This window comes from Mesorhizobium sp. M0045, from assembly GCF_040323385.1.
GTDB lineage: Bacteria > Pseudomonadota > Alphaproteobacteria > Rhizobiales > Rhizobiaceae > Mesorhizobium.
Window position 1 is genome coordinate 97,958 of record NZ_JAMYUY010000003.1, and the last position, 16,441, is coordinate 114,398.

The following is a 16,441-nucleotide window of genomic DNA, read 5'->3' on the forward strand; positions in this document are numbered from 1 at the left end:
AACCAGGTCTTGCATCGTCGTCGATGCGGGGTAAGGTCCCCGCGATTTTTCGCGAAAGGGATCAGCATGGCCGGCTTCAAGACACTGGACGACATCGGCAATATCAGCGGCAAGCGTGTGCTGGTGCGTGTCGACCTCAACGTCCCCGTCACCCAGGGCAAGGTCACCGACACCACCCGTATCGAGCGCATTGCACCGACCATCGCCGAGCTTTCCGGCAAGGGCGCCAAGGTCATCCTGCTTGCCCATTTCGGCCGGCCCAAGGATGGACCGGTGCCCGAATTCTCGCTCGAGCCGATTGCCAGGGCGACGGCGGACGTGCTCAGCCGCCCCGTCGGCTTTGCCGCCGACTGCATCGGCGACAAGGCCGCAAATGCCGTTGCTGCCATGAACGGCGGCGACGTGCTGCTGCTCGAGAACACCCGCTTCCACAAGGGCGAGGAGAAGAACGACCCGGCCTTCACCGAAAAGCTCGCCGCTAACGGCGACATCTTCGTGAACGACGCCTTCTCTGCTGCGCACCGTGCCCATTCGTCGACAGAAGGGTTGGCGCATGTGCTGCCGGCCTTCGCTGGGCGCACCATGCAGGCCGAACTCGATGCGCTGGAAAAGGGGCTTGGCAATCCAGTCCGTCCGGTTGTCGCCATCGTCGGCGGCGCCAAAGTCTCGACCAAGATCGACCTGTTGATGAACCTGGTGAAGAAGGTCGACGCGCTGGTCATCGGCGGCGGCATGGCCAATACGTTTCTAGCGGCGCGCGGCACCGACGTCGGGAAATCCTTGTGCGAGCATGATCTCGCGACCACCGCCAAGCAGATCATGATCGAGGCGGCCGAGGCCGGCTGCGCCATCATCCTGCCCGCCGACGGCGTCGTCGCCAGGGAGTTCAGGGCCGGCGCCGCCAACGAGACCGTCGCCATAGCAGACGTGCCGGCCGACGGCATGATCCTCGATGTCGGCGCGAAAACCGTGAAGACCATTGCCGAATGGATCGACCGCGCCGCGACGCTGGTCTGGAACGGGCCGCTCGGCGCTTTCGAAATCGAGCCATTCGACCACGCAACGGTGGCGACGGCCAAGCACGCGGCAGCGCGCACCAAGGCCGGCAGACTGGTCTCGGTCGCTGGCGGCGGCGACACGGTGGCGGCGCTCAACCATGCCGGCGTCAGCGATGATTTTACTTATGTATCGACGGCCGGCGGCGCTTTCCTCGAATGGATGGAAGGCAAGCCGTTGCCCGGCGTCGACGTCTTGAAGCGCTGAGCGCGACCGCAAGAGCAGCGCGAAGGAGTGCGCCCGCGACTTTCAATCGATTCGCGCTCGTTTGACGAAATGGTTCGACTTGAACCTGCGTTGCTCTGGTGGTCTGCTGGGCACGGATCAATTCTTTCAGGAGAAGCACGATGAGCGAACGTCTCGAGGACATTGCCGCCGCGATGGTGGCCGATGGCAAAGGCTTGCTGGCGGCCGACGAAAGCTCCGGCACCATCAAGAAACGCTTCGACGTCATCGGCGTCGAGTCGACCGCCGACAGCCGGCGCGACTATCGCGAGATGATGTTCCGCGCCAGCGAGGCAATGACCAAATACATTTCCGGCGTCATCCTCTATGACGAGACCATCCACCAGAAGGCGGCCGACGGCACGCCGCTGGTCGACATCATCAAGGCATCAGGCGCCATCCCCGGCATCAAGGTCGACGCCGGTGCCAAGCCCCTGGCCGGCTTTCCCGGCGATACCATCACCGAAGGCCTGGACGGCCTGCGCGAACGCCTCGCCGACTATTACAAGCTCGGCGCCCGCTTTGCCAAATGGCGCGCGGTGATCGACATCGATGTCTCCAAGGGCGTGCCTTCCGCCACCTCGATCGGCTCGAACGCCCATGCGCTCGCCCGTTACGCCGCGCTTTGCCAGGAAGCCGGCATCGTGCCAATCGTCGAGCCGGAGGTGCTGATGGACGGCGCCCACGACATCGACACGTGCTACGAGATCAGCAAGGCGACACTGACAAAGTTGTACACCGAGCTCTATGCGGCCCGCGTCGCGCTCGAAGGCACCATCCTGAAACCGAACATGGTCCTTGCCGGCAAGAAATCGGGCAAGGTCAGCAGCCCCGAGGAAGTTGCCGAAAGGACCATAAAACTGTTCCGCGAGACGGTGCCGGCGGCGATTGGAGGCATCGCCTTCCTTTCGGGCGGACAATCGGACGAGGAGGCGACCGCCAACCTCAATGCCATCAACGCCGTCGGCCCGCATCCGTGGAAGCTGACCTTCTCCTATGGCCGCGCCTTGCAGGCCGCTCCGCAGAAGGCCTGGGGCGGCAAGGCAGCGAACGTCGCCGCCGCGCAGGCCGCCTTCGCCCATCGCGCCCACATGAACCATCTGGCGGCGCTTGGACAATGGCAGCCGAAGCTTGAGCAAGCCGCCTGACCGAAGACATCTTGCGTTTCTCCCGACCCGGGCCACGTGCCCGGGTTTTTGTTTGAAAGCAGCAAGGGCTGCAATTTCTTGCAACTGAAATGCAGCCGGGTGTCGGTATTGCTCGCTGCCGAACGTCCTCCGTGAAAAGAGGAGCAGACCTATGCCAAACAACAAGATCGTTTCGCAGGAAGACTGGTTTCAGGCGCACAAGGCGCATCTGGCGCGCGAAAAGGAATTGACGCGCTTTCGCGATCGTGTCGCCGCCGAACGCCGCGAATTGCCGTGGCTGAAGAGCCGCAAGGACTACGTCTTCGAGACCGAGCAAGGGCCAAAGAAACTGCCCGACCTGTTTGGCGGCAACAGCCAGCTGATCGTCTACCATTTCATGTTCGGGCCGGGCGCCGATTATCGCTGCGAAGGCTGCTCATTCCTTGCCGATCATATCGACGGCGCCAACCAGCATCTCAGGCACCACGATGTCTCACTTGTCGTGGTAGCGCGGGCGCCATTGGCCGAATTGCTGCCCTACAAGCAGCGTATGGGCTGGAAATTCGACTGGGTGTCGTCCTACGCCTCGGACTTCAACTTCGATATGCAGGTGTCATTCACGGACAAGCAGATCGCGGCCGGCGATACGACCTACAATTTCGAGCGGCGTGCGCGAAACTCGAAAGACCTTCCCGGCGCCAGCGTGTTCTATCGCGACGAGAAGGGCGACATCTTCCTGACCTTCGTCTTGCGCTCCCGAGGCGGCGATCCGCTGATCGGCGCCTATCATTATCTCGACCTGACGCCGAAGGGTCGCAACGAAACCGGCCCGCATCATAGCCTCGTCGACTGGGTGCGGCTGCATGACGAGTACGAAGATCAATCCGGGACACATGACTGCTGCCATTGAGGCGACAAGGGTGTCACTGTAAGGTCGTTCACCTCCAATGCAACATGCGCTAAGTGCTGTTCGCTATGCCCTAAAAGGGACTTGCCATGCGGCGCTTTCCGACCCTTCTCACCTGGTTCGCCTTTCCGGTCTATGTCTGGCAAGGACTTGGCGTGCGTCGCCGCACCACCCGCATGCTGCCGGCACAAGGTCCGGTCATGCACGAGATATCTGGCCTGACGCCAGCAATCTCGGTTCTGGTGCTTGGCGATTCCTCCGCCGCCTCGGTAGGCATCGGCAATTCCGAAAACGGATTGGCCGCGCAACTGGCCGTTCTGATTGCGCAACGCACCGGCCGCATCGTGCGCTGGCGGGCAGCCGGCTTCAACTCGGCAACCTCCGGCCAGATCCGCGATCATGTGCTGCCCAACCTATCGGCCGATCCGTGGACGCATATCGTGCTGGCGATCGGCACCAACGACACCAAGAATTTTCATTCGGTACCGCGGTTCAAGCGCGAGTTTGGCGGCCTGCTTTACGCGCTGCGCGCCAAATGGCCGGAGGCGCGCGTCGTGTGGTCGCCGGTGCTTGAGTTCACCCGGGCGCCGGCAATGCCGCCGCTGCTCGGCAAGATTCTCGAAATCCGTGCCGTCGAAATGAACCGGATGGGCGCGCGCCTTTGCCTCGAGCGTGGCGCCATACCGGCGCCCCGCCTGCCGATCACCGATGCTGATGCCGGCTTCGCATCGGATGGCTTTCATGCTTCGGAAGCCGGCTATCGAGCCTGGGCGGAACATCTGGTCAGCCTGGTGCTCGGCAACGAACCGGGCGTCGCGTAGCGGCCGCCGGCACCAAAGCGCGTCGCGTTCGACTGGCCTCATCCGACGTGCTTCAGGTCCTGTTTCTATGCATGTCGTTGTCGCAAAACCGCTGCACACTTTGCGCGACATGCATCACGTCCAGTGCCCGAGCACCGCCGTAATCGAAATCGCCGCCATCGCCAGCAGCGCCAGCTTCCAGAAATCGCTGCGCCGCTTCAGCCCGGGCCAGCCGAGCGGCTTGATGAGCTGGATGACCATCATGGCGATGATGACGAGCGCGAGAAGTTTCGACATGCCGCCTTTGATCAGCATCGCGGCTGGCTGTCAAAGCGGCTCCGCGATCGCCGTCTTTCCAGTGTGGCAGGCCTCTTTTCAGCACTGCCTGATCACTTCGGTCGACAAATCAAAACGCCGGTCAGGAGAGACGCACCCTCCTGACAGACTGCTGTCAGCAGGGGTGTGCGATAGTGCCTGCATCGAAAGAGAGGAGACCAGCCATGAACGGTTTTACCATTCTGCGTAGCGTGCAGCACTATGTCGGCAAGATCCGGACGATGCGCAATGAGATCCGCACCCAGCGGTTCATGAATACCCTGCCGGCGGACATCCGCAAGGATATTGGTTGGCCGGACATGTATGGCGACCGCCGCAATGGCGGCAATTAAGGCAAGCTTTCTGGGTGGCGTTTGGATGCAACCTGGCGACGAGCTGAAATGAGCATGCTGAAGCCTCCTGACAGTATGGTGTCAGGAGGCTCGTGCCATAGTGCGATGGCCGCCGGAGACGGATGGCTGAGAGGACGATCGATGAAAAGCTGGAGCGACAGGCTGAACATGCCTGGCATCAACGGCATAAAACCGTCGCCACGCACCATCGGCGACGTCGTCGAAGGGCAGCCGATGCTGGTTCCTACAGCTCGCCAGGTCGATGCATTCATCCGCTCCATCCCCGGAGGCATGGATATCCGCGCTTTGCGCACCGTTCTCGCCATCGAGCACGGTGCCGAGGTGACATGTCCGGTCACCATCGGCTATCATCTGCGCACTGTCGCCGAGGCCGCCAACGAGGATCTTGAGCGTGGCATGGCGCTGAGCGACATTGCGCCGTTCTGGCGGGTGCTCGACGCAAGCATGCCGACAACGAGGAAACTGTCCTTCGGCGCGGCCTTCGTCGCCGCGCAGCGCAAGCGCGAAGGGCTGGAACGATAGACGCCGAGGGTCCATACGATGCGCCGCGCCGACAGGCTCTTCCAGATCGTGCAGCATCTGCGTGGTGGCCGTCTGGTCACTGCCCAGAAGCTGGGCACGTGGCTCGAGGTTTCCGAGCGGACGATCTATCGCGACATCGCCGACCTGCAGTCGACCGGCGTGCCGATCGACGGCGAGGCCGGTGTCGGCTACATGATGAGGGAGGGTTTCGACCTTCCGCCGCTGATGTTCACGCGTGACGAGATCGTCGCGCTGGTCGCCGGCGCCCGCATGGTGCGCGCTTTTGGCGGCGCGGCCATGGCACGAGCCGCCGACGAGGCGCTGGTCAAGATAGGCGCCGTGTTGCCCGACGCCGAAAAGGACCGCATCGCCCGTACCGAGATCCACACGCCGATGTGGGTGGTAAGCGATGCCGCCCGCGAAGCCATCGACCTGATCGAGCGGTCCATCGAGAAACGTCAGGTGCTGACCATCGACTATTCGGATGAGGCCGGCCGCAGCACCGCGCGCGACATCCGCCCGCTCGGCCTGTGGTTCTGGGGCAAGGTGTGGACCTTGGTCGCCTGGTGCGAGATGCGCAGCGATTTCCGCGCTTTCCGCATTGACCGCATCGCCTCGGTGGTCATCGCCGGCCGCACCTTCAAGCCGGAGCGCGGCAAGCAGCTCGCCGATTTCTATCGCGCGGTGGAGCGCAGCGAGGATTACGGCATGGCGCCGGACCGGGCGGCGCGGAGCTGACACGGAAGATCACAAAAAAGCCCGCTTGAAAGCGGTCTCAGACCGCTGACAAACCCCGCCGATTCGGCCGGCTTGAAAGCGGGCGTTTTGTTTTGGATGCGAGATGCCTACTCCTCTTCGTCGGCATCCTTGTCCTTCGACTTTAGCGCCGAAAGCTTGGCGAAGACGGCGTTGGCGTCGAGTTCCTGGTCCTCGTCTTTCGGCTTTTCCGGCGCCGGCACCAGTCGTTCGGTCAAGGCGGCCGGCAGCAGCGTATCGCCGACCGGCTGCGCCTGCTCACGGCCGCGCGAGGCGCGGTTGATTTCCATATCGAGGTCGATCTGCGACGTCAGGCCGAGCGTCACTGGATCCATCGGCTGGAGATTGGCGGAGTTCCAGTGCTTTCTGTCGCGGATCTGGTCGATCGTCGACTTCGTCGTGCCGACAAGGCGGGCAATCTGCGCATCCTTGAGCTCGGGATGGTTGCGCACCAGCCAGAGGATGGCGTTGGGCCGGTCCTGGCGCTTCGACAGCGGCGTGTAGCGCGGACCCTTGCGCTTGGATTCCGGCACACGCACCTTGGGATCGGAGAGCTTCAGTCGGTGGTTCGGGTCCTTCTCGGCGCGCGCAATCTCGTCGCGAGTTAGCTGGCCGGTCATGATCGGGTCCATGCCCTTGATGCCTTGCGCCGACTCGCCGTCGGCGATCGCCTTGACCTCAAGCGGATGCAGTCCGCAGAACTGCGCGATCTGCTCGAAGGAGAGCGCTGTGTTGTCAACCAGCCAGACGGCGGTCGCCTTTGGCATCAGCAGCGTATTGGCCATCACAAAATCCTTCTCGTTCGCCCGCGTTCCCGCGCGGGCGGTGGTTTAGAGCCACCAAAATGGGAAAATCGCGGTCTATATAACCGCTCGCTCGCCGTTTCGCAATGTTTTTGGGAGGCGCGTGTCAAGGACGGCCGGCAGACCGCGACGGGATCGGCAGATGACGCCATGCAGTCGAAAGCTTCAAAAAGACAAAGCCCGCCAGACCAAGGTCGGGCGGGCTCGGAACCGGCGACGGAAATCCGTCTGCTGCGGCTCTGGCTTCTAAGGCTCGATCCCGAACCGCGGCTCGGCGTTGCGGAAAAGCAACGCCCGGTCTTCGGGCGGGATCGTGCTCGAGATCAAAGCCCTTGGCGGGCGATTCTCTCGATGTCGCCGCGGTTGATGCCGAGGTCGTTGAGCTGACGAGCGTTCAGCCGGTTCAGTTCGCGCACGGTTTCGTTGTACATGCGCCAGTTACGGAAAGCGCGGATCGGGTTCATGGTAGTCCTCCATCGTTTCGATGCCGCGTAAGTAGGCATCGGCGATGAAAAATTGAACAGACGCTTTTGCATGGCCGCAATGCGTTTGTTGCATTGCACCATTAAGCTTTCGTTCAGGCTGTTTGCCGGTCGTCAGGCGACATCGAGCACAATCTTGCCGATGTGCTCACCCTCCTCCATCCGCTCATGCGCCCGCCAGGCTTCCTTGAGCGGGAAGATCGTGTCCATCACCGGCGCAACCTTGCGCGTGCCGAGCAGCGGCCAAACCTGCGCCTCCAGTGCCGCCGCAACTGCCGCCTTGAACTCCACGGTGCGTGGCCTGAGCAGCGATCCCGTGTGCACGAGCCGCTTTGCCATGATCTTGAAGAAATCGGCGCTCGCCACCGCTCCGCCCTGCGTCGCGATCTGGACGATGCGGCCTTCCATGGCTGCAGCCTCATAGTTCCGCGCCACATAGTCGCCGCCGACCATGTCGAGGATGACATTGGCGCCCTTGCCGCCGGTTGCCTCCTTGACTGCGGCGACGAAGTCCTCCTCGCGGTAGTTGATCGCCCGGTCGGCGCCGAGCTTGAGGCAGGCGTCGCATTTCTCCTTGCTCCCGGCGGTGGTGATGACATAGGCGCCAAAAGCGGCAGCAAGCTGGATCGCCGTCGTGCCGATACCCGACGAGCCTCCATGCACGAGCAGCGTCTCGCCGCTCTTCAGGCCGCCGCGCTCGAAGACATTGTGCCAAACGGTGAAGTAGTTTTCCGGCAGCGCCGCCGCTTCGGTGTAGGTAAAGCCGGCGGGCAGCGGCAGCACGCTGCCGGCGTGCACTCTGACATATTCGGCATAGCTGCCGCCCGCCGTCAGCGCACAGACCCGGTCGCCGACGCGCCAGCGTGATATCTCGTCGCCGAGGGCGGCGACTTCGCCCGCCGCTTCCAGGCCCGGCAGATCCGATGCTCCCGGCGGTGGCGGATAGGCGCCCTTGCGCTGCTGCACGTCCGGCCGGTTGACGCCGGCGGCCCGCACCCGGATCAGGATCTCACCGGGACCGGCAACCGGTACGTCGCGGGTTTCCGGTTTCAGCACCCGCGGCCCGCCCGGTTCCGATATGGCGATCGCCATCATCTTCGCCGGAATTTTCTGTGCGTTCGCCATGAATTTTCCCGTCGTGCTTCGCCGGTTTCTCGTGCCAGCCCTTGCCCGCCATTTGCATCCATACCCTTGCCCTATGTATGCTCATTGGCAAATCAGGCAAATGGGCAATCACGGAGGAGCGACGATGGCGATCTTCGACGACGAACCCAAGAAGAAAGCGCGCCCGCACGAGATCGGGCAGGATCTGTCGCTGCTTTCCGTCGATGAATTGTCCGAGCGGATCGGCATCCTGCGCGACGAGATCGCCCGGCTGGAAGCCGAGCTCAAGACCAAGGGCTCCACCAAGTCGGCGGCAGAGGCGCTGTTTCGCCGCGGATAGTACGGCGGGTAATTCCAAAAGCTCGGGCACGCCGCCGAAAAGCCCGAATGCCGCTGTCTCCAGACTAGGCCCCAAACCCCAGCCGGATTGAAAAATGTTCGCAAGCTACAGACCGATCCTCTCGCTGCTGCGCGGCACCGCGTTCCTGCTGGCGGCATCCGGGCTGCATGGGCTGCTGCTGCCACTGCGCGGTCAGGTGGAGGGCTTCTCGACAGCATCGCTCGGCCTGATGGGCACGGCTTGGGCTGGCGGCTTCGTCACCGGCTGCTTCTTTGCGCCACGCATCGTGCGCCGCGCCGGTCATGTCAGGGCTTTCGGGGCTTTTGCCGCATCGGGAGCGATCGTCGCACTGCTCACCGGTCTGATCATCGACGAATATACCTGGATCCTGTTGCGCGCCTTCACCGGCTTCACCATGGCCGGCGCCTTCATGGTCATCGAAAGCTGGCTCAACGAGAAGGCCACCAACGAAAACCGCGGCACCGTCTTCGGCCTCTACATGATGGTCACCTATGCCTCGATCATGGGCGGTCAGATGATCGTTGCCGGCGGCGATGTGAAATCGGCGTCGCTGTTCATGATCACCGGCATTCTGTTTTGCCTGTCGCTGATCCCAACGGCGGTCTCGACGGCTTCGCACCCCAAGCCGCTGCAGGACGTGTCGCTTGACGTCAAAGGTCTCTATGTCAATTCGCCGGTCTCGGCGATCGCCTGCGTGCTGATCGGCATCGCCAACGGCGCCTGGGGCACGCTTGGCGCCGTCTATGGAGCGCGCATCGGCATCTCGACGGCCGAGATCGCGCTGATGATGAGCCTGGTGGTCATCGCTGGCGCCGCCATGCAGCTTCCGGCCGGGCGGCTCTCCGACACGACGGACCGTCGTTTCGTGCTGGCGGGCGCGGCTTTCGGCGCTGCGCTGTTCGCCATCGCCATCTTCCTGTTCGAACCGCGCTCAGGCGTCTTCGTCATCGTCTGCACCGCCGCCTACGGCGCCTTCGCCTACACGCTCTATTCGATCGCGGTGGCGCATGCCAATGACCATGCGCGATCGGAGGACTTCGTCAAAGTGTCGGGCGGCCTGCTGCTGCTTTATGGCTTCGGCACGATGATCGGTCCGCTGCTGGCCGCCGGCCTGATGGGCTGGATGCGGCCCGAGGGGCTGTTCCTGGCCACTGCGCTCGCGCATCTCTGCCTGGCCGGCTACACGCTGCTGCGCATCAGCCGTCGTGCGCCGGTGCCGATCGAAGGCCGCGATGCCTTCAAGACCCAGCCGGCCGATCGCTCGGTAACGCCGGAAGCGTTGCGGCTCGACCCGCGCAGAAAAGCTGAAACCGACGGTTGAGATTCGAGGCGCTTTGCCCCACAAATAAGGCATGATGCTTTCCGACGCCTTCATGGCGATTGCCGATCCCAACCGGCGCCATCTCTTGGAAGAGCTCCGGCGCGGACCGAAGACCGTCAACGAATTGGCATCCGGCTTGCCGGTGTCCCGCCCGGCCGTTTCGCAGCACCTGAAGGTGCTGCTTGATGCCGGGCTGGTCAACGCCAAGCCGGAAGGCACCAGACGCGTCTATACGGTCAGCAACGCCGGCTTCCTGAAGCTCAACATCTGGCTCGACCAGTTCTGGGATGCGGAGCAGCTCGGTTCATCCGGAAGCTGAGGGGCGTCGTCAGCACGTCGGCAACTATGCAGCTTCAGGCCTAAAGCAATTCCAGGAAGAGTGTGAAACGGTTTTCCGTCCGGAATTCCGCAAAAACAAAGAGATAGAGCGGTCCGGCGTTTCCGTGAAACGATGAACCACTCTAGCCATTGTTGTAGGGGAAGAGCTTGAAATAAGGCTGCGCTTCCTCGATCACACGGGCAACCGAGGGGCGTTGCAGCAACCGGTCGTGATAGCGCCTGACCGCAGGATAGTCGTCTTCGAACGGCTCGACCTTGTTGGCGTAGAACAGCGCGGGGGCGGCAGCGCAGTCGGCCATGGTGAAGCTCGCGCCCACCGCCCATGTCCTCGACTGCATGTCCTGTTCAATGATGGCGTAGGAGCTGCGCAGCTGGGCGCGGGCCTGCTCGACGCCGAACGGATCGGTCTTGCCCTCCGGCCGCAGCCGGTCGCCAACGATCTTCTGCATCGGTTCCTGGACGTAGAAGTCATAGAAGCGGTCGGCGAGCCGGGTCTGGCGAGCGAGATCGAGATCGGCGGGGATCAGTTCGACCGGCCCAGGATAATACGCGTTGAGATATTCGATGACGATCGTCGATTCCGGCACGGTCCGGTCCAGCGCTTCATCGCGCAGCACCGGCATCTTGCCGAGCGGCCACAATTTCAGAAACGCGGCGCGCGACTGTTCATTGCCGAGATCGACAACGACGGATGTGAATGGCGTGCCGTTCTCATAGAGCGCGATCAGCGGTTCCAGCAGAAGGAGGCCAGTGGATGAAGGTGCATAATCAGGGACATTGTTTGTCGTTCCTTGGGTTGTTTGTCTCGCGGTGTCGGGGTCGGATAACTATCCGGCCTGGCTGTGGGCGACGATGGCATCGATGATCGCGGCCCAGTCGTCGGGATGCAGCTCGTGTCCGCCGCCCTCGATCCGGAGCAGCCTTGCACCGGCGACCGCGTCGGCAAGAGCGGCGCCATGCTCGACTGGAAAGATGGGATCGTCGGTGCCGTGGATGACAAGGAGTGGGATTTTCATGTCGCGCAGCCGACCCGTCCAGTCCTCGCCGCTCCCATCTTCGCCACTCTTGAGCATGAAATGATTGGTCGCACTTAGAAAACCGCCGGACCGGTCATAATCTTCTTCGACGAAAGCCCGTGTTCGCCGCTCGTCGAAAGAGTGCGCCGCGCCGGTGAGCGCATGCGCGTCCTTAACGATGAAATCGACCACTTGGCCCCGGTCCGCCCAGTCGACCTTCGCGCCTTCGGCCGAATGTCTCTTATAGGCCTCGGTGGTTCCGGGCAGATGCGACGTATCGATGCCCAAGGGCGAGCTGCTGATCACCGTCAGCGAAGTGACACGCGACGGGTATTTCAACGCCACGAGCTGCGCGATCATGCCGCCCATCGACATGCCGACCATATGCGCCTTTCGCATTCCATGGTCGTCAAGGACGCGGATAGCATCCTCCGCCAAGTCGTCGAATGTATAAGGCGGCTCGCCCGGCGCGTATTTGGTCGAACGGCCGGTATCGCGATTGTCATAGCGGATCACGAAGCGACCCTCGCCGGCCAGCTTCCGGCAAAACGCTTCGGGCCACCAAAGCATGGAAGCCATCGCGCCCATGATCAACAACACCGCCGGATGGGCCGGGTCGCCGAAGGTCTGGGATACGATTTCGGGGTGTCCGGCGCTTTTCATGGCTCTCCTCCGTGGGCTTCCAATCTGATTGCAATTTGCAATCAGTTGCGCAATATTAAAACCGATACAATAATGCAACCGGTTTTTGGAGATTCGCATGAACATCGATCGTCGGTCCGGATGCCCCATCAACCTGTCGCTCGAAGTGTTCGGCGACCGGTGGAGCCTGATCATCCTTCGCGACATCATCTTCGGCGGCAGACGCCACTTTCGCGAACTGCTCAACGGCTCGATGGAGGGCATCGCCTCCAACATCCTCGCTGACCGCCTGAAGCGGCTGATGGAACTCGGCATGCTGACCAAGACGGGCGATCCCTCCCACAAGCAAAAGGCGATCTACAGCCTGACCGAAATGGCGATTACGCTGGTGCCGATCCTGGCCCATCTCGGCGCCTGGGGCCGCGTCTGGCTGCCGGTCAGCGACGAGCTCTCGATCCGTGCCGAGCTTCTGGAAAAAGGCGGCCCGCCGATGTGGGAGCAGTTCATGAACGAGTTGCGCTACGAGCATCTGGGCACATCTCCCGCGCCAACTGGACCCGCTGTCCGCGCGATCTTGCAGGCCGGATACGAAGCGGCGGTCGCCCGCAAGGCGGAGCGAGTCGGCTGCGATCCGGCGCCATGACCAACTTATTTTCCCAATTGCGGGCTGGCTCTGCTATCAAGGGACTGAAGATAATTTACGGGATTGGATAACGCTCTTGGTCGAGAACTCTAAGGACACTGCCCGTGCGCGGGCCGATTTGCGTTTCAAGAAACAGGAAGAGGCAGCCACGGTGCGCCAGAAAGCGATGGCGGAATATGTCGCCGAGAGCGACGCCCGCCAAGCCAAAACCAACAAGCTGCGGGCGCTGCGCCTCGCCAAGGAAGCGGAAGACCTGGCCAATGCGCCTCCGGCGCCGGTGAAGAAGCCTCGCGCCAAGAAGAAATAAGCCGGCGCTCCCTGGATCCCACTGCTTCCTTTCGTACGCGAAACAGTTTCACCGCGATCTGTTCTGCCGGTTGATAACTGGCGTTTAGGAGACGTCCATGACCGCACTGACGCTCGACAAAGCCCTTGAAATCATCGCCGCCTCCTTTGCCAAGGGTGCCGAGCTCAAGCTCAGGCCGCTTGGCGTCTCGGTGCTCGATGCCGGCGCCCATCTGGTCGCGTTCCAGCGTCAGGACGGCGCGTCGTTCCTGCGTCCGCAAATGTCGGCCGGCAAGGCCTATGGCGCGCTCGCTATCGGCATGGGCTCGCGCCGGGTGGAAGCCTTCGCCAAGGAGCGCCCGCATCTGATCGCCGGCGTCTCCGACGTGTCGGGCGGGCGCGTCCTGCCGGTCGTCGGCGGCGTGCTGATCCGCAACGAGGCCGGGACGATCATCGGCGCCGTCGGCATTTCCGGCGACACGTCCGATAATGACGAAACGGCAGCCATCGCCGGCATCGAGGCGGCTGGCTTTAGCGCCGACCCGGGCTGAGCCGGGATCCTTAATTCATATTGATGTCGCGGCTGGCCGACCGCATCGACACCGAAAAGCCGGCCAGTACGTCGATCAGCGCTATGACCATCAGTGTGAAGAAAACAGAATGGGCGGCGCCCTTCACCAGCAGGAACTCGACCAGATAGGCCACAAAGACGAAGGTCGACAAAAGGTGGTCCATGATCGAGGCATTTGTCGTACGCGTCGACTTTACTACTTCGACGAACAAGAAGATCAGTGCGATCAGCACGATGAGATCGCCCAGGGTCATCGAGAACACGCCACCCGACATCATCCGGACCGAAAACATTTCGGTCGCCCACGGATCGTCGCCGCTGCCGAATATTCCTAGAAGCCCGAGATTGTAGAGGATGAAAGGCACGATCAGCAGCGGGATGGCACCGAACATGTGGCGGCTCCGGTTGGACTGATCTTTGTAGAGTGCGCCCGGCGTTCGCCGTCAAGAATTTTCGTGCGACCGATAAACACGGACAAAGACGGCGTGAAACAACAATGTCAGGCCCGGCTGATACGATCAGTTGTCGCAAACGCAAAAAGACCGGCCAATGGCCGGTCGTTTCGCAACCTGTAAACCGTCGAAAGCTCTCTCAGCTTTCCTTCGGCTCCAGAACCTGGCGACCGCGATACATGCCGGTCTTCAGGTCGATATGGTGCGGACGGCGCATCTCGCCGGAGTTCTTGTCCTCGACATAGGTCGGGGCCTTCAGGGCGTCGGCGGAACGGCGCATGCCGCGCTTCGACGGAGAGGTTTTTCGTTTCGGAACGGCCATGGATATGCTCCACTACATGGTCAAAACGCCCCGGCGGCCCTCGTGAAAGGGCCACATCAGGGGCCGGAATCTGAGAAAGTCGGCTGCCTATACACGCCCGATGGCGTTTTGGCCAGCGTCGCCGTGTTTTTTTTTGACACTATCGCAGGCAACCGACATAGGCGCCGGCGCGGCCCGCGCGCCGCTCGATCAACGCGGCAAGCCGCCTCAGTCCCGGCCCGGGCTTCGCTGGATTGCGCACGATCGGGTTCGGCAAGGTGACGGCAAGCAGCGCTGCCTGCCGGCGCGACAGCTGTTTTGCCGAGACGCCGAAATGATGCTGGGCGGCGGCCTCGATGCCGTAGACGCCCGGTCCCCATTCGGCGATGTTGAGGTAGATCTCCATGATCCGCCGTTTCGACAGCACCGCATCGAAATAGACGGCCAGCGGCAGTTCGACGACCTTACGGACCGAGCCCAACGGCCGCGACCATAGATAAAGGTTCTTTACCGTCTGCATGGTGATGGTCGAGGCGCCACGTGTCATCTCGCCGGCGAGCGCATCGTCGACGACGCCGCGCAGCTCGCCCAGATCGACGCCGCGATGGAAACAGAACTGCCCGTCCTCCGACATGATGACCGAATATGCCAGCACCGGCGCGACATCGTCGATGGAAACCCAGCGCCGATCATAGCCGGAAAACGTCGCCAGGTCCTTCAGCATCAATGTCGACACCGGATGCACGAATGACGGCAGGTACAGGAAGGTCAGCACCACCGGCACCAACGCCAGCACGACGGCGACGGCGATGCCGCGCCGGACCCAGCGTTGAAGACCGATGCGGCTGCCGCGTCTCGGTCTTGCCATGTCCAACCCTTCGGTTTCGTGATCGACGATCGGTTCCGCCAAGCCATCCAGTCCGCGCTACTCCCTGCCCCCGGCATAATGGCGCTTGGCTTCTTGCGCAACGTCTGAGTGTCGGCTACCGCTCCCGACCATGACGAAAGACGACCAAATGGCGTTCGAAGCCGCACTTATTGCCCGGGCAGTTCCACTCGAGGCGCTGCTGAGACGGTTGCTCGACGGACGCACGCTTTCAGGCGAGGTCGCGCGGCCGGAACGCCTGATGGCGGCAATGCGACATGGCGTGCTGAACGGCGGCAAACGACTGCGTCCCTTCCTGGTCATGGAAAGTGCTGCATTGTTTTCAGCCGATGGCGAGGCGGCGCTGCGCGTGGCGGCGGCGCTCGAATGCGTGCACTGCTATTCGCTCATCCATGACGATCTGCCGGCCATGGACGACGACGATTTGCGCCGCGGGCAGCCGACCGTGCACAGGGCTTTCGATGAGGCGACCGCCATTCTTGCCGGCGACGCCCTGCTGACGCTTGCCTTCGACATCCTTGCCGACGAGGCGACAATGCTGCCGGCCGAGCGCAGGGCAGCGCTGGTGCTGGCACTGGCCCGTGCCGCCGGGGCGGGAAGCATGGTCGGCGGCCAGATGCTCGATCTCGAGGCCGAACAAAGCCGGCCGGACGAGGCCGGCATCATCCGGCTTCAGGCGATGAAAACCGGTGCGCTGATCCGCTTTGCCTGCGAAGCGGGAGCCATCCTTGCCGGCGCGCCGTCGGGCGACCGCGAAAGGCTGGCCGAATTTGGTTCGGCGATCGGGCTTGCCTTTCAACTTGCCGACGATCTGCTCGACCTGACCGCCGACGCGCATCAGATGGGCAAGGCCACGGGCAAGGATGCCGCGGCCGGCAAGGCGACGCTGGTCGCGCTGCACGGACCGGGCTGGGCGCGGGACCAGCTCCAGGGCCTCGTCGACCAGGCTCATGCGCTGCTCGAGCCTTTTGGCGCACAAGCCGCGCTTCTGAAACAAGCGGCGCAGTTCGTAGCGGCCCGCAACAATTAAAAGCGCCCCCATGGCGCCGTACAGTCACGGTGAATTGCCGACTGTTCGGCCAGATGCCTTGGAGCAGCCGATCGGGACTCCGGCGATGTCGGACCATATGGCTCGCCACGCCAGTTGCCGGGC

At 62.7% G+C, this 16,441-nt stretch carries 22 protein-coding genes and 1 pseudogene; 14 read left to right on the forward strand and 9 right to left on the reverse strand.

Annotated elements, in window-relative coordinates; translation table 11 throughout:
• The first annotated feature begins 66 nt into the window (after positions 1-66).
• The 4 genes from NKJ72_RS05380 (at position 67) to NKJ72_RS05395 (ending at position 4,136) form a co-directional block, all read left to right on the forward strand.
• Entirely contained in the window at positions 67-1,263 is a 1,197-nt protein-coding gene (locus NKJ72_RS05380) for a phosphoglycerate kinase (RefSeq protein ID WP_352476163.1), read from the forward strand.
• 140 nt (positions 1,264-1,403) lie between these two features.
• Positions 1,404-2,429, forward strand: coding sequence for a class I fructose-bisphosphate aldolase (locus NKJ72_RS05385; protein ID WP_352476164.1), 1,026 nt, complete (start codon positions 1,404-1,406; stop codon positions 2,427-2,429).
• 151 nt (positions 2,430-2,580) lie between these two features.
• Complete coding sequence (locus NKJ72_RS05390; RefSeq protein WP_352476165.1) at positions 2,581-3,318, forward strand: DUF899 domain-containing protein; 738 nt, start codon at positions 2,581-2,583, stop codon at positions 3,316-3,318.
• Between the two features lie 86 nt (positions 3,319-3,404).
• On the forward strand, positions 3,405-4,136 hold the full coding sequence (locus NKJ72_RS05395; protein ID WP_352476166.1) for an SGNH/GDSL hydrolase family protein: 732 nt from the start codon (positions 3,405-3,407) through the stop codon (positions 4,134-4,136).
• A 114-nt stretch (positions 4,137-4,250) separates the two neighbouring features.
• Here NKJ72_RS05395 and NKJ72_RS05400 read toward each other — a convergent pair whose 3' ends face one another.
• Positions 4,251-4,412, reverse strand: coding sequence for a hypothetical protein (locus tag NKJ72_RS05400; RefSeq protein ID WP_008873884.1), 162 nt, complete (start codon positions 4,410-4,412; stop codon positions 4,251-4,253).
• 203 nt (positions 4,413-4,615) lie between these two features.
• On the opposite strand from NKJ72_RS05400, the gene NKJ72_RS05405 reads away from it, so the two are divergent.
• The 3 genes from NKJ72_RS05405 to NKJ72_RS05415 all read left to right on the forward strand — a co-directional run bounded on the left by NKJ72_RS05405 (position 4,616) and on the right by NKJ72_RS05415 (position 6,064).
• Positions 4,616-4,783, forward strand: a complete 168-nt coding sequence (locus tag NKJ72_RS05405) for a hypothetical protein (protein WP_254816537.1) — start codon at positions 4,616-4,618, stop codon at positions 4,781-4,783.
• Positions 4,784-4,924: 141 nt separating this feature from the next.
• Entirely contained in the window at positions 4,925-5,326 is a 402-nt protein-coding gene (locus NKJ72_RS05410) for a hypothetical protein (RefSeq protein ID WP_352476167.1), read from the forward strand.
• A gap of 18 nt (positions 5,327-5,344) precedes the next feature.
• On the forward strand, positions 5,345-6,064 hold the full coding sequence (locus NKJ72_RS05415; protein ID WP_254816539.1) for a helix-turn-helix transcriptional regulator: 720 nt from the start codon (positions 5,345-5,347) through the stop codon (positions 6,062-6,064).
• 107 nt (positions 6,065-6,171) lie between these two features.
• Here the strand turns inward: NKJ72_RS05415 and NKJ72_RS05420 are convergent, their stop codons facing one another.
• The 3 genes from NKJ72_RS05420 to NKJ72_RS05430 all read right to left on the reverse strand — a co-directional run bounded on the left by NKJ72_RS05420 (position 6,172) and on the right by NKJ72_RS05430 (position 8,492).
• Complete coding sequence (locus NKJ72_RS05420) at positions 6,172-6,867, reverse strand: DUF1013 domain-containing protein (protein WP_254816540.1); 696 nt, start codon at positions 6,865-6,867, stop codon at positions 6,172-6,174.
• 341 nt (positions 6,868-7,208) lie between these two features.
• Complete coding sequence (locus NKJ72_RS05425; RefSeq protein WP_023720976.1) at positions 7,209-7,349, reverse strand: DUF1127 domain-containing protein; 141 nt, start codon at positions 7,347-7,349, stop codon at positions 7,209-7,211.
• A gap of 132 nt (positions 7,350-7,481) precedes the next feature.
• Positions 7,482-8,492, reverse strand: a complete 1,011-nt coding sequence (locus NKJ72_RS05430) for an NAD(P)H-quinone oxidoreductase (RefSeq protein WP_352476168.1) — start codon at positions 8,490-8,492, stop codon at positions 7,482-7,484.
• Positions 8,493-8,616: 124 nt separating this feature from the next.
• Here NKJ72_RS05430 and NKJ72_RS05435 point away from each other — a divergent pair, with 124 nt between their 5' ends.
• The 3 genes from NKJ72_RS05435 (at position 8,617) to NKJ72_RS05445 (ending at position 10,472) form a co-directional block, all read left to right on the forward strand.
• Positions 8,617-8,811 carry a DUF1192 domain-containing protein gene (locus NKJ72_RS05435; RefSeq protein WP_023678495.1) on the forward strand — a complete coding sequence of 65 codons (195 nt, stop codon included), beginning with the start codon at positions 8,617-8,619 and terminating at the stop codon, positions 8,809-8,811.
• 94 nt (positions 8,812-8,905) lie between these two features.
• Complete coding sequence (locus NKJ72_RS05440) at positions 8,906-10,153, forward strand: MFS transporter (RefSeq protein WP_254816543.1); 1,248 nt, start codon at positions 8,906-8,908, stop codon at positions 10,151-10,153.
• A gap of 31 nt (positions 10,154-10,184) precedes the next feature.
• Positions 10,185-10,472 carry an ArsR/SmtB family transcription factor gene (locus tag NKJ72_RS05445; RefSeq protein WP_254816544.1) on the forward strand — a complete coding sequence of 96 codons (288 nt, stop codon included), beginning with the start codon at positions 10,185-10,187 and terminating at the stop codon, positions 10,470-10,472.
• Positions 10,473-10,614: 142 nt separating this feature from the next.
• Here NKJ72_RS05445 and NKJ72_RS05450 read toward each other — a convergent pair.
• Positions 10,615-11,270: pseudogene (locus NKJ72_RS05450) on the reverse strand (glutathione S-transferase family protein).
• A 49-nt stretch (positions 11,271-11,319) separates the two neighbouring features.
• A complete protein-coding gene (locus NKJ72_RS05455) occupies positions 11,320-12,171 on the reverse strand; it encodes an alpha/beta fold hydrolase (RefSeq protein ID WP_352476170.1) in 852 nt (283 codons plus the stop codon).
• Positions 12,172-12,268: 97 nt separating this feature from the next.
• Here NKJ72_RS05455 and NKJ72_RS05460 point away from each other — a divergent pair, with 97 nt between their 5' ends.
• The 3 genes from NKJ72_RS05460 to NKJ72_RS05470 all read left to right on the forward strand — a co-directional run bounded on the left by NKJ72_RS05460 (position 12,269) and on the right by NKJ72_RS05470 (position 13,629).
• Entirely contained in the window at positions 12,269-12,793 is a 525-nt protein-coding gene (locus NKJ72_RS05460; RefSeq protein ID WP_352476171.1) for a winged helix-turn-helix transcriptional regulator, read from the forward strand.
• 76 nt (positions 12,794-12,869) lie between these two features.
• On the forward strand, positions 12,870-13,100 hold the full coding sequence (locus tag NKJ72_RS05465) for a hypothetical protein (RefSeq protein WP_023678501.1): 231 nt from the start codon (positions 12,870-12,872) through the stop codon (positions 13,098-13,100).
• A gap of 97 nt (positions 13,101-13,197) precedes the next feature.
• Entirely contained in the window at positions 13,198-13,629 is a 432-nt protein-coding gene (locus NKJ72_RS05470; RefSeq protein ID WP_352476172.1) for a GlcG/HbpS family heme-binding protein, read from the forward strand.
• Positions 13,630-13,639: 10 nt separating this feature from the next.
• Here the strand turns inward: NKJ72_RS05470 and NKJ72_RS05475 are convergent, their stop codons facing one another.
• The 3 genes from NKJ72_RS05475 to NKJ72_RS05485 all read right to left on the reverse strand — a co-directional run bounded on the left by NKJ72_RS05475 (position 13,640) and on the right by NKJ72_RS05485 (position 15,321).
• Positions 13,640-14,041 carry a hypothetical protein gene (locus NKJ72_RS05475; protein ID WP_023720966.1) on the reverse strand — a complete coding sequence of 134 codons (402 nt, stop codon included), beginning with the start codon at positions 14,039-14,041 and terminating at the stop codon, positions 13,640-13,642.
• A gap of 199 nt (positions 14,042-14,240) precedes the next feature.
• Positions 14,241-14,423 carry a 50S ribosomal protein L32 gene (gene rpmF / locus NKJ72_RS05480; RefSeq protein WP_006203806.1) on the reverse strand — a complete coding sequence of 61 codons (183 nt, stop codon included), beginning with the start codon at positions 14,421-14,423 and terminating at the stop codon, positions 14,241-14,243.
• A gap of 139 nt (positions 14,424-14,562) precedes the next feature.
• Complete coding sequence (locus NKJ72_RS05485) at positions 14,563-15,321, reverse strand: biosynthetic peptidoglycan transglycosylase (RefSeq protein WP_352476435.1); 759 nt, start codon at positions 15,319-15,321, stop codon at positions 14,563-14,565.
• Between the two features lie 79 nt (positions 15,322-15,400).
• Between NKJ72_RS05485 and NKJ72_RS05490 the strand changes: the two genes are divergently transcribed.
• Positions 15,401-16,318 (forward strand): polyprenyl synthetase family protein, encoded by a 918-nt coding sequence (locus NKJ72_RS05490; RefSeq protein ID WP_352476173.1) that lies wholly within the window; start codon positions 15,401-15,403, stop codon positions 16,316-16,318.
• Positions 16,319-16,441 lie beyond the last annotated feature (123 nt).